This is a genomic window from Rahnella sp. ATs2, from assembly GCF_051851855.1.
GTDB classification, from domain to species: domain Bacteria; phylum Pseudomonadota; class Gammaproteobacteria; order Enterobacterales; family Enterobacteriaceae; genus Rahnella; species Rahnella variigena.
Map to the genome: position 1 here is coordinate 42,967 of NZ_JBLYPL010000015.1, position 12,072 is coordinate 55,038.

9 protein-coding genes are annotated in these 12,072 nt (G+C 54.8%); 3 read left to right on the top strand and 6 right to left on the bottom strand.

Translation table 11 applies throughout. From position 1 onward, the window contains the following. Positions 1-24: 24 nt before the first annotated feature. The 6 genes from exaC to fdnG all read right to left on the bottom strand — a co-directional run bounded on the left by exaC (position 25) and on the right by fdnG (position 7,916). Entirely contained in the window at positions 25-1,563 is a 1,539-nt protein-coding gene (gene exaC, locus ACJY2G_RS16715) for an acetaldehyde dehydrogenase ExaC (RefSeq protein WP_112291565.1), read from the bottom strand. A gap of 102 nt (positions 1,564-1,665) precedes the next feature. Then, on the bottom strand, positions 1,666-2,307 hold the full coding sequence (locus ACJY2G_RS16720) for a glutathione S-transferase (protein ID WP_112291566.1): 642 nt from the start codon (positions 2,305-2,307) through the stop codon (positions 1,666-1,668). Positions 2,308-2,392: 85 nt separating this feature from the next. Then, the gene (gene fdhE, locus ACJY2G_RS16725) at positions 2,393-3,298 is read right to left on the bottom strand and encodes a formate dehydrogenase accessory protein FdhE (RefSeq protein WP_430320626.1); all 906 of its coding nucleotides are present in this window, start codon (positions 3,296-3,298) and stop codon (positions 2,393-2,395) included. Next, positions 3,295-3,948: a formate dehydrogenase cytochrome b556 subunit gene (gene fdoI, locus ACJY2G_RS16730; protein WP_159281827.1), complete on the bottom strand. Its 654-nt coding sequence runs from the start codon at positions 3,946-3,948 to the stop codon at positions 3,295-3,297. Before fdoI ends, fdhE begins: the two co-directional genes overlap by 4 nt. After that, on the bottom strand, positions 3,945-4,856 hold the full coding sequence (fdxH, locus tag ACJY2G_RS16735; RefSeq protein ID WP_120163143.1) for a formate dehydrogenase subunit beta: 912 nt from the start codon (positions 4,854-4,856) through the stop codon (positions 3,945-3,947). Before fdxH ends, fdoI begins: the two co-directional genes overlap by 4 nt. 12 nt (positions 4,857-4,868) lie before the next feature. Beyond that, on the bottom strand, positions 4,869-7,916 hold the full coding sequence (gene fdnG, locus ACJY2G_RS16740) for a formate dehydrogenase-N subunit alpha (protein WP_430320627.1): 3,048 nt from the start codon (positions 7,914-7,916) through the stop codon (positions 4,869-4,871). Between the two features lie 144 nt (positions 7,917-8,060). On the opposite strand from fdnG, the gene fdhD reads away from it, so the two are divergent. The 3 genes from fdhD to ACJY2G_RS16755 all read left to right on the top strand — a co-directional run bounded on the left by fdhD (position 8,061) and on the right by ACJY2G_RS16755 (position 11,969). Next, on the top strand, positions 8,061-8,903 hold the full coding sequence (fdhD, locus tag ACJY2G_RS16745) for a formate dehydrogenase accessory sulfurtransferase FdhD (protein ID WP_120163141.1): 843 nt from the start codon (positions 8,061-8,063) through the stop codon (positions 8,901-8,903). Positions 8,904-9,111: 208 nt separating this feature from the next. Further along, the gene (sodA, locus tag ACJY2G_RS16750; RefSeq protein WP_113876859.1) at positions 9,112-9,732 is read left to right on the top strand and encodes a superoxide dismutase [Mn]; all 621 of its coding nucleotides are present in this window, start codon (positions 9,112-9,114) and stop codon (positions 9,730-9,732) included. A 290-nt stretch (positions 9,733-10,022) separates the two neighbouring features. Further along, positions 10,023-11,969, top strand: a complete 1,947-nt coding sequence (locus tag ACJY2G_RS16755; protein ID WP_439291955.1) for a methyl-accepting chemotaxis protein — start codon at positions 10,023-10,025, stop codon at positions 11,967-11,969. The last annotated feature ends 103 nt before the right edge of the window (positions 11,970-12,072 follow it).

The window sequence follows — 12,072 nt, forward strand, 5'->3', positions numbered from 1 at the left end:
TGGGGTATTAATGGCAACTCAGAATCAGAATAACCCCATCGGTTTACTCGAATAAGAAACGAGCAGACATTTCGTTTGCTGATAGTGATCCAGCATCATCTTGTGAGTTTCGCGCCCGATACCGGATTGTTTGTAGCCGCCGAACGCCGCATGCGCCGGATAGGCGTGATAGCAGTTGGTCCAGACACGACCGGCCTGAATGTTACGCCCCATGTGATACGCCACGTTGCCGTCACGGCTCCAGACACCCGCTCCCAGCCCGTACGCCGTATCATTGGCGATTTGCAACGCCTCATCCATGTCTTTGAAGGTGGTTACAGCCAGCACCGGTCCGAAGATCTCTTCCTGGAAAACGCGCATGTTGTTTTTACCCAGCAAAATCGTCGGTTGCAGGTAATAACCTTCATTCAGCGAGCCTTCGAGTTTTTTCTTCGCGCCACCGGTCAGCACTTCCGCGCCCTCTTTCTTACCGATTTCGATGTAATCCAGAATGGTTTTCATCTGACCGGCAGACACCTGCGCACCCATCTGCGTTTCCATATCTAACGGATTACCGGTTTTGATCGCTTCAACGCGTTTGATGGCGCGCTCCATAAAGCGTTCGTAGATGGATTCCTGCACCAGCGCACGGCTCGGGCAGGTACAGACTTCGCCCTGATTGAAAGCAAACAGCGCAAAACCTTCCAGCGCCTTGTCGAAGAATTCGTCTTCTTTATCCATCACATCCGCGAAGAAGATATTCGGGGATTTACCGCCCAGTTCCAGCGTCGCCGGGATCAGGTTTTGTGCGGCATAGCCGGCGATTTGCTGGCCGACCTCGGTCGAACCGGTAAAGGCCACTTTGGCGATGCGTTTGGACGTCGCCAGATATTCGCCGATTTCGCCACCCGCACCGTTGACTACGTTGATGACGCCCGCAGGCAGAATGTCCTGCACCAGTTCCATCAGCAGCAACACAGAAAGCGGGGTCAGTTTGGCCGGTTTGAGCACGATGCAGTTACCTGCCGCCAGCGCCGGGGCCATTTTCCAGCAAGCCATCAGCAGCGGGAAGTTCCAAGGGATGATTTGCGCCACAACGCCCAGCGGTTCGTGGAAGTGATAGGCGACGGTTTCGCTGTCGATTTCGCTGATCCCGCCTTCCTGCGCACGTACGCAGGAGGCGAAATAGCGGAAGTGGTCGATGGCTAAGGGCACATCCGCGCCGCTGGTTTCGCGGATAGGTTTACCGTTATCCCAGGTTTCGGCGTTTGCCAGCAGTTCGATGTTTTGTTCCATGCGATCGGCGACTTTCAGCAACAGGTTTGCGCGCTGCTGCACCGGCATTTTGCCCCATTCGTCTTTGGCTTTATGGGCGGCGTCCAGCGCCAGCTCGACGTCATCGGTACTGGAACTGGCGACTTTACACAGCACTTCGCCGGTCACCGGCGTCAGATTGTCGTAATACTCTTTTTTTACCGGCGCGACCCATTCGCCGCCAATGAAGTTGTCGTATTGTTTTTTGAGTTTGAGCGGAAAACCGTATTCTTCCGGTTTGACGGCATGAGGATTTTTATCATAAGCCATGATGGAACTCCTTTATGCAGCAGGTTTTTAGCAGAGCGCTGCATAAAGTTTAGGCAGTGAAAATCGAACCGGCGGGATGTAAAGAGAACTCTTCGAGCGGCCTCACACCTTTTTTGCTGCAACGCTGGTGTTACCGCTTCCGGGGGGCGTCGTGCGCGCAAAACTCTCACGCTGGAACAGGCGTTCGACCAGTTTTATCAGTTCAGGATGTTCGACGCACCAGCCCGGCGCGATACGACGAAAGTTGAGATATCCCAGACAACAGGCGACGGCGATATCAGCCACATTCAGGCTTTCAGAATTGAGCAGCGTGCGGCTGGCGGCATGTTTTTCCAGCGCATCCAGTCCGCGCAGCAGCTTTTCACGCTGACGCAAAATCCAGGCCTCGTTACGCTTATCGGCATCGCGACGCCCTTCCAGCACTAACGCCACGGCCGCGTCCGTCACGCCATCGGCCAGCGCTTCGATTTGCTTAACACGTAATGCTTCCAGCGGCTGCCACGGCAACAGCGTGGGCGCGACATTCATCAGCTCGATGAACTGCACAATGATCGGGGAATCATAGAAAATTTCGCCATCGTCGGCGACCAGCGCGGGGACTTTTCCGAGGGGATTGAACTGGGTGATTTTGCAGCCCGGTTCATGGGGCGTGTCGTTAATGAAATCAAACGGGATGCCCTTTTCCAGCAGCATCACCGAAATCTTGCGCACATACGGGCTGGTATAGCTGCCGATCAACTTCATCACACCCTCCTCGTTTTCGCCGGAACCTCTTTTAAAGCTAGCAGCCATGCCGGGGTTTACCAGTCATGGCTGCCAGATTTACAGGTTACTCTGCGGGAAACAGGAACGGGTTGATGCCGCTGCCGGAAAAACCTTTGTCTTCCATACGGTCATCGAGCAGCAGCGTGGCAAGGTCGTCCGCCACAGCGTCAGCCTGCGGGTCTTTATCCTGATAAATCACTTTCAGGTAAGCACCGCAATCATCACAGGCTTCGGCTTTCACCGTTGCCTGCTCATCATCAATCGACCACAGATTCAGATGCTCCATCTCGTCGCAGTTGCTGCATTTCGCGCGTACCACATGCCATTCGCTTTCACACAGATTGCAATGCAGATAGCGCAGGCCACCGGCATTGATCACCGCAGACACAGGAATACTGCCGCAGACCGGGCAGAACTGGCGATTTTCACCGTAATCCGCACGTCCGACGCCGCGAAGTTGCGCCGCCATCTGCGCCCAGTAAAGGGACAGCGCCGCCCAGATAAACGGCGCTTTGTCAGCCGGAACGTGTTTGAAATCCTGGCAAAGCAGTTCTGTCGCCATCATTTCACGCTGAAGGTTCGGGGACTGTTCGAGACATTCCAGCACCGCACGCACCGGCTCAGAAGCGCCCGGTTTCAGGACAGCAATCAGCGCATCCAGCAACGTCAGCCAGTGCGGCGTACGAGGAAACAGAGCGCAATCGAGCGGCGGTTTACCGGCGGCTTTTTCTAATTCTCCGCTCAGATCGATACTGAGTGGAAATTCCTTCAGCACGCGCTGCTGGGCATCGCATATCGCCGCAGCAAAATTGAGATACCCGTCGAGCGGGCTGTTTTCTGCCAGCGCGCGCAGACGATCGGCGCGGCGCTGATAGAGCGTTTTCAGATTGGCGAACAGCACAGGCGGGATGTTTCCCGCCGCGTTTTTACCGTCTGCCAGTTCGTCCTGTGGAACAATCTGGATGCTCATCCGGCTTTCCTCTGGTCTTGTTCTTTTTTCAGCTCTTCATCACGCACCTGACGATACCAGCGCGGATGATGATACTTCGCCCATGACACCGGCACTTTGCCGCCGGTCATCGCTGCGATCGAGCCTTTCGCCCAGGTCGCCGCGTAGACGTGCATGATGATCACCAGAATCAGCCCGATACCGGCCAGCGAATGCACCAGCAGCGCCAGACGGATCAGCGGGATCGGGAAGAAATCCGCAAACCACGGACGCCAGATAATCACGCCGCTTGCCATCAGCAGCACCAGACAGCTGATCGCCGCCCAGAACACGCATTTCTGACCGAAGTTATAGCGACCTGTGTCGCCGACTTCATGATTGGTCAGCACCTTGTCGATATTTTTCGCCCACACGAGGTCGTCTTTTTCCGGCAGGTTGTGCTTCCAGTAACGGAAGAACATGCCGAGGAAAGAGACGAACATCACCACGCCGAAGAACGGGTGCAGGATACGCGCCAGTTGCGGCGTGCCGTAAACGTTCATCAGCCAGTTAAACGACGGGAAGAAAAAGCCGATCCCACTGAGCGCCAGCGTCACAAAACAAAAGGCAACAATCCAGTGATTGAGGCGTTCCACCAGGTTATAGCGCTGGATTAACTTCTCTTTTTTCATGGACGTTTCTCCTCATCGTCATGTTTTTCGCCTTCTTCTGCTTGCTCTTCCTCTTTCACGTAGTTCGGACCCACGCCAAGGAAGTGGAAGGCTGCTGCTGCGAAGGTTACCGCGAAGCCGACTGCAGCCAGCGGTTTCCAGACGCCTTTCCATAAAGTGACTGCTGCGCTGATGGCCGGATCTTTCGGCAGGCCGTGATACAGCTGCGGGTTGTCAGCGTGATGCAGCACGTACATCACGTGTGTGCCGCCGACGCCCTGCGGATCGTACAAACCGGCGTGCTCAAAACCGCGGCCTTTCAGTTCGCTGACGCGTTCTGCGGCCAAATCCTGCATCGCCGTTTTGGTGCCGAAATGAATTGCGCCGGTCGGGCAGGTTTTCACGCAAGCCGGTTCCTGGCCTACACTCACGCGGTCAACGCACAGCGTGCATTTGTAGGCACGGTTATCCTGTTTGTTGATACGCGGAACGTTGAACGGGCAACCGGCGATGCAGTAACCGCAGCCGATACAATGTTCTGACTGAAAATCGACGATGCCGTTGGCGTACTGCAAAATAGCGCCTTCCGCCGGACAGGCTTTCAGACAGCCCGGATCGGCGCAGTGCATACAGCCGTCTTTGCGGATCAGCCATTCCAGCTTGCCGTTTTGTTCCACTTCCGAGAAACGCATCACCGTCCAGGATTTCGCACTGAGATCCATCGGGTTGTCGTACACGCCGGTATTGATACCCACTTCATCGCGCAGGTCGTTCCATTCGGAACAGGCGACCTGACAGCCTTTACAGCCGATGCAGGTGGTGACGTCGATGAGTTTCGCCACTTCCTGCTGATGGTCACGGGCACGCGGTGCAGGCGTGAACCCGTTGGTTGCGGACTTACGAAGTATGTCCTGTGATTGCATTGCCATAATTCGCCTCCGTTAGACCTTTTCCACGTTAACCAGGAACGCCTTGAACTCCGGCGTTTGCGAGTTAGCGTCGCCGACTGACGGCGTCAGCGTGTTGGCTAAATAGCCCTTACGCGTCGCGCCTTCAAAGCCCCAGTGGCACGGGATGCCAATGGTGTCGACGTGCTTACCGTCGATGGTCAGCGGCCTGATGCGTTTGGTCACCACGGCTTTCGCCACGATGAATCCGCGCTTCGAGGAGACTTTCACCTCATCGCCCTGCGCAATGCCTTTCGAGGCGGCCAGACCTTCGCCGATCTCGATAAACTGTTCAGGCTGCGCGATGGCATTCAGCAACGCGTGTTTGGTCCAGTGGCGGAACAATTCGGTGATTGAATAAGTGGTCGCCACATACGGGAAGTCTTTGGCAGTGCCCATATTCGGCAAATCGCTGGCAAAAATACGTGCGACCGGATTGGAGATCACCGCCGGATGCAGCGGGTTGGTGCCAATCGGCGATTCAATCGGTTCGTAATGCTCAGGGAACGGACCGTCGGCCATTTTGTCGGTAGCAAATAAACGCCCGACGCCTTCCTGCTGCATGATGAACGGCCCCACGCCGGTGCCCGGCGCCGCAGCGCTGTAATCCGGGACATCAAAGCCGGTCCATTTCGCGCCATCCCAGCGGATGATTTCGCGTTTTGGATCCCACGGTTTACCCTGCGGGTCAACGGAGGCACGGTTATACAGAATGCGGCGGTTCAGCGGCCAGCACCACGCCCAGCCGGATGTACAGCCAAGACCGGAAGGATCGGCGTTATCGCGGCGCGCCATCTGGTTACCGGCTTCTGTCCAGCTACCGGCGTAAATCCAGCAGAAACTGGCGGTGCTGCCGTCGTTTTTCAGATGAGCAAAGGTCGAAATCTGCTGACCTTTTTTCGCCAGCAGATTGCCCTGATCGTCATGGATATCTGCCAGCGCTTTGCCGTTAGCTTCGCGGGCGATTTCTTCCGGCAGCGGGTCGAGGGGATCCTGATAATCCCACGCCATATTCATCACCGGCAGCGGATTGGCCCCGCCTTCTTTCTGATACAGCTCGCGCAGTTTCATAAACAGGCGCGCGATAATTTTGCCGTCGTGCAGCGCTTCACCCGGTGGCTCAGACGCCTGGAAGTGCCATTGCAGCCAGCGGCCGGAGTTCACAATCGAACCGTTTTCCTCCGCAAAACAGGAAGACGGCAGGCGGAACACTTCGGTCTGAATATCGGCGGTCTGCACGTCGTTCATCGCACCGTGGTTTTGCCAGAAGTTCGAGGACTCGGTCACCAGCGGGTCGATCACCACCATGTATTTCAGTTTTGAGAGCGCGCGCGAGGATTTGTTTTTGTCCGGGAATGCCGCCAGCGGGTTGAAGCCCTGCACGATATAACCGTTCAGTTTGCCTTCAGTCATCAGCTCGGCTTGCTGCATCACATCGTAGCTTTTGTCCCATTTCGGCAGCCAGTCGAAGCCCCAGTCGTTTTCCGCCGTAGCATGATCGCCCCAGAAACTTTTCATCATACTGACGAAGAAATTCGGCGTGTTTTTCCAGAAATTGACCTGCCCGTCCACCAGCGGTGTCGGCGTGATCTGTTGCAGATAATCGCTGAAATTCGTCTGTTTTTCCGAAGGCAAAGGCATATAGCCCGGCAGATTCAGCGAGAGCAAACCGAGATCGGTGTAACCCTGAATATTGGAGTGACCGCGCAGCGCATTCACGCCGCCGCCAGGCATGCCGATATTGCCCAGCAATAGCTGGATCATCGCCGCACAACGGATGATTTGCGCGCCGCCGGTGTGGTGCGTCCAGCCCAGTGCGTAAAGAATGGTCGAGGTTTTATCGCGCGCGCAGGTTTCCGCCAGAATAGAGCTGATCAGCAGGAAATCTTCTTTCGAGGTGCCGCACAGACGCTCCACCAGTTCCGGCGTGTACCGGGAAACATGCTCTTTCAGCAGATTCCAGACACAGCGCGGATCCTGCAAGGTTTTGTCCTGTTTCGCCAGACCGTTTTCATCCAGCTGATAGTGCCAGCTTTCTTTGTTGTAGGATTTTTTCGTCGCGTCGAAGCCGCTGAACAGGCCATCGTTGAAGGCATAATCTTCGCGCACCAGCAGGCTGGCGTTGGTGTACTCCCTGACATATTCGGTCTGAATTTTATTATGCGTAATCAGGTAGTTGATCATGCCGAGCAGGAAAGCGGTGTCCGAACCGGCGCGGATTGGCGCATAGATATCGGCCACGGCGGCGCTGCGGTTGAAACGCGGATCGACGACGATAACTTTGGCGTTATTTTTGGTTTTCGCCTCAATCACCCATTTGAATCCGACCGGATGCGCTTCTGCCGCGTTTCCGCCCATAATCAAAATGACGTTGGCGTTTTTGATATCGACCCAGTTGTTGGTCATCGCACCGCGACCAAAGCTTGGCGCTAATGCCGCGACGGTCGGACCGTGACACAGACGTGCCTGACAGTCGATGGCGACCATGCCCAGCGCGCGGGTGAATTTCTGATCCAGCAGACCGGTTTCGTTACTGGCCGCGGACGAACATAACATGCCGGTGGTCAGCCAGCGGTTAACCGTGACGTTGTTTTCATTTTTCTCGACAAAGTTGGCGTCGCGGTCATCTTTCATCAGGCGGGCGATACGGGAAATCGCCTCATCCCAGCTTATACGCTGCCATTTATCGGAGCCGGGCGCGCGATATTCCGGATATCTCAGACGGCCTTCGCTGTGGATGTAATCCAGTACCCCTGCGCCTTTCGGGCACAACGAGCCTCGACTGACCGGATGATCGGCGTCACCCTCTACGTGGAAGATATTTTCAGTGACGTTTTTCGCGCCGTCGCCCTGGCTGTAAATCAACATGCCGCAACCGACTGAGCAGTACGTGCAGTTGTTGCGGGTTTCACGCGAGCGAAGCAGTTTATATTGGCGGGTTTCCGCCAGCGCGATTGTCGGGGCAAACCCCAATAATGCTGCGGTAGTGCCGGCCATACCGCCCGCACATATTTTGAATAATTGTCTTCTGCTGACTTGCATGAAAGACTCCTTCCCATCATTTGTTAACACATTGCTTTCAAATTGCCGCTTTCCGTTGCAGATGCGGAAGCGGTAAAATTAAGACCTAAAGTCCTGACAGTTTGTACGGCTTATGTAGCCGGAATGTTTATAAGGTTATTGCCAATGGATGTCCATCAAGTAAAAGAACTGAGCGAAAAAGATGATAAAAAAGTGACTCAGATCATCGGAGCCAGTCAAAAACCGGTGATGCAGCGCACACATCCTGGCGAACTGGAAGACGACTGGATTGCAGAAGAAGTGCCCGTTGCGCTGGTCTATAACGGGATTTCACATGTGGTGATGATGGCGTCGCCGAAAGATCTCGAAGCCTTTGCGCTGGGGTTTTCGCTGTCGGAAGGAATTATCGAATCGGCTGCGGATATTTACGGGCTGGACGTAACACCAAACTGTAACGGTATTGAAGTTAACATCGAATTATCGAGCCGCCGTTTTGCCGGGCTGAAAGAGCGCCGTCGCGCCATGGCAGGCCGAACCGGCTGCGGCGTGTGCGGCATCGAACAGTTAGGCGATTTATTCCGCCCGCTCGCGCCGTTGCCGTTTACCCAAACGTTTGAGCTGGCAAATCTGGATAACGCGCTGAATCAGCTGAAATCCGTGCAGGAAATCGGTCAGCTGACCGGCTGTACGCATGCCGCCGCGTGGATAACCTCGCAGGGCGACTTACTGGGTGGCTGCGAGGACGTGGGACGTCACGTGGCGCTGGATAAAATGCTTGGCCTGCGTGAAAAACAAAGTGAATGGCAATCCGGTGCCGCGCTGGTGTCGAGCCGCGCCAGCTATGAAATGGTGCAGAAAGCCGCGATGTGCGGTGTCGAAATTTTGTTTGCCGTCTCCGCCGCCACCACGCTCGCGGTAGACGTCGCCGAAAAATGTAACCTGACGCTGGTCGGTTTCAGCAAACCGGGACGGGCAACGGTGTATACGCATCCGCAGCGGTTACGCTGACCCTCTAAGCTTCACGTGCCTTTAGACAATTTAGGATTGTTTGCGGTTATCTGGTTCTAAGCCCCGTATAACAGGCGCTTACGAGTACCCGTACAAAGGGTGGAGCATAGATAATCATTTTCAATATCATTTAATTAACTATAATGATCCGACTGATTACGCGGTGCTCACAATGACGGTGCCGCCCTACACTATGGAGACGATGAACATGAGTTATTCACTGCCATCACTGCCTTACGCATACGACGCACTCGAACCGCATTTCGACAAAGAAACGATGGAAATCCATCACTCTAAACACCACCAGGCTTACGTGAACAACGCGAACGCTGCACTGGAAAGCCTGCCAGAGCTGGCAAAACTTCCTGTTGAAGAGCTGATCGCAAACCTGGACAAAGTGCCTGCGGACAAGAAAGTTGCACTGCGTAACAACGCAGGTGGCCACGCTAACCACAGCCTGTTCTGGAAAGGCCTGAAAACCGGCACCACCCTGCAGGGCGAACTGAAATCTGCTATCGAACGCGATTTCGGCAGCGTTGACGCTTTCAAAGAAACTTTCGAGAAAGCAGCAACCACTCGTTTCGGTTCAGGCTGGGCATGGCTGGTTCTGAAAGACGGCAAACTGGCCGTTGTTTCTACCGCTAACCAGGACAGCCCGCTGATGGGCGAAGCTGTTTCAGGCGCATCCGGTTACCCGCTGCTGGGTCTGGACGTTTGGGAACACGCTTACTACCTGAAATATCAGAACAAACGCCCTGATTACATCAAAGCCTTCTGGGATGTTGTAAACTGGGACGAAGCAGCAAAACGTCTGGCTGAAGCGAAGTAATTTCGCTTTACCGCCCATAACGGGCACGATGTTTTCGCCAATGGCGGGTCACTGACCCGCCTTTTTTATGTCCATTTTCATGTACTCTTTATTGAGTAAAGACCTAAGCCTGATCACTGTTTTATTGCCAATTATTCATTTCCCCTCTGCCCTTATCCGATCCCGCTCGCATTAATCAAAAATACGCGCCGTTCCCTATAAAGTTTCTCTTAAGTCCACCGATAGGTTGTTCACAAAGGCGTCACAAAATCACTTATTAATTTTAAAGGGATGTTCGACGGAGAATGAACATGAGCAACGGAACAGGTCTTTCGCAGTGGATGAATAATCTCAAGGTCGGCACCAAACTGGGTCTGGGCTTCGGGCTGGTACTTCTGATCGCCGCGGCCATCACCGTGGCAGGGATGATCAAATTTAACGACATCAGCCAGCGCGCTGAAAAAGTCGATTTCAGCAACCAGATGAATGCGCTGTTAAACGAAGCCCGTCTCAGCCGCACGCTGTATCAGCTCAATTACGATCCCGCTTATCTCAAACAAAACCAGGACAAAATCAGCGCACTTTCGCAGCTGATTGCCCAGTCGAAAGACAAACTGGAGTGGGATGCAGCGAGTCTGGCAGAACTCAATCAGGTGCCGGTTAAAATCCACGAATATCAGCAGGCTCAAAACGCCTTTAAGCTGGCTGTCGATAAGAAGGATGCCGTTCGCGCGAGCTGGAACCTTTCCGAAACTGAAGCCGTGGTGACGCGTTTACAGGATCAGTTGCGCGTGGAAGATGCCGATCCTTCCATCCGTCTTTCTCTGGCTGAGGTGATTCAGAAACTGATCAGCGTGCGTTATAACGTGCGCGGCCTGTTGCTGAGCATTAACAAAGAATCCGAAGCCAAGCTGTTGCAGTCGATTGATGACACACAAGCGAATGCCAAAAAGCTGAATGCGCTGCTGTTACCGAATCAGCAGGCCACTCTCGCCCCGCTGATGAGCGCGCTGGCGACGTATAAAAGCCACGTTGTGGCGTATATGCCCGCCTATGAAGAAGAGCAGAAAAACTCCCAGCTGTTGTCGGTAAAAGCCACAGAAATGAATGCTCTGGTGGCGAAAATCTTCAAAAATGAACTGGAAAATACGCATCTGGATATCAGCCATGCGCAGATGATCATGATGGTGATTACACTGATTGTGATGCTGGCCGGCATCATCATTGCGTGGCGCATTACCCGCCAGATTGCCCAGCCGCTGCGCGATACCCTGAAAACTGCCGAAGCTATTGCGCAGGGTGATCTGACCGCCGCACATCCGACAACACGTCGTGACGAGCTGGGGATGCTGATGAACGCAGTCGCCGCGATGAGCCAGAATCTCAGCACCATGATTTATGAAATCCGCTCCGGCGTTTCGCAGGTGTCCCACGCCGCAGCTGAAATCGCTGCGGGGAATACCGATCTCTCCTCACGCACCGAGCAGCAGGCGGCGGCCGTTGAAGAAACCGCTGCCAGCATGGAAGAGTTGAGCGCGACGGTGAAACAGAATGCCGATAACGCCCATCACGCCAGCAAACTGGCCAGTGAAGCCTCAGGCACGGCAACGCTTGGCGGCAAGCAAGTTGGCGAAGTGGTGGATACCATGCAGCAGATTTCCGGCAGCTCAAAACGCATTGCCGAAATTACCTCGGTCATTAACGGCATCGCTTTCCAGACCAACATTCTGGCACTGAACGCCGCGGTTGAAGCTGCGCGTGCCGGTGAACAGGGACGCGGATTCTCCGTGGTGGCCTCTGAAGTCCGCACACTGGCGCAACGCAGCGCGCAGGCGGCAAAAGAGATTGAAGGGCTGATTGCCGAGTCGGTTGAACGCGTCAGTACCGGTGCCAGACTGGTGGAAAATACCGGGCGCACGATGCAGGACATCGTGAAATCCGTCTCGCATGTTCGCGATATTATGGGTGAAATTGCCTCCGCGTCTGACGAGCAAAGCCGGGGTATCGCGCAGATATCACAGGCGATTGTGGAGATGGACAGCACCACTCAGCAGAACGCCGCGCTGGTTGAGCAGTCGTCTGCTGCCGCTGATTCTCTTGAAGATCAGGCCGCAACGCTGACGCAGGCGGTTTCGGTATTCCGTCTCGCCGGGAACGGCAATATGCTGAACGCACCGGCGTCCGCCCCGCTTCGTCGCCCGACTCTCGCGCCGCCGGTACAAGGCAAAACCAGCCAGGAAAACTGGGAAACGTTCTGACCCCTCTTTACTGCGCGCAGTTCCCTGATTGCGCGCAGGTATTCCTTCTATTCCCGCTGCCCAATGCAGGTTATGCTGGTGTGAGTGACATTTCAGCAGCGGA

Coding starts and splice junctions, on each gene's coding strand:
- exaC (WP_112291565.1), bottom strand. CDS start 1,563: ATGGCTTATGATAAAAATCCTCATGCCGTCAAACCGGAAGAATACGGT.
- ACJY2G_RS16720 (WP_112291566.1), bottom strand. CDS start 2,307: ATGAAGTTGATCGGCAGCTATACCAGCCCGTATGTGCGCAAGATTTCG.
- fdhE (WP_430320626.1), bottom strand. CDS start 3,298: ATGAGCATCCAGATTGTTCCACAGGACGAACTGGCAGACGGTAAAAAC.
- fdoI (WP_159281827.1), bottom strand. CDS start 3,948: ATGAAAAAAGAGAAGTTAATCCAGCGCTATAACCTGGTGGAACGCCTC.
- fdxH (WP_120163143.1), bottom strand. CDS start 4,856: ATGGCAATGCAATCACAGGACATACTTCGTAAGTCCGCAACCAACGGG.
- fdnG (WP_430320627.1), bottom strand. CDS start 7,916: ATGCAAGTCAGCAGAAGACAATTATTCAAAATATGTGCGGGCGGTATG.
- fdhD (WP_120163141.1), top strand. CDS start 8,061: ATGGATGTCCATCAAGTAAAAGAACTGAGCGAAAAAGATGATAAAAAA.
- sodA (WP_113876859.1), top strand. CDS start 9,112: ATGAGTTATTCACTGCCATCACTGCCTTACGCATACGACGCACTCGAA.
- ACJY2G_RS16755 (WP_439291955.1), top strand. CDS start 10,023: ATGAGCAACGGAACAGGTCTTTCGCAGTGGATGAATAATCTCAAGGTC.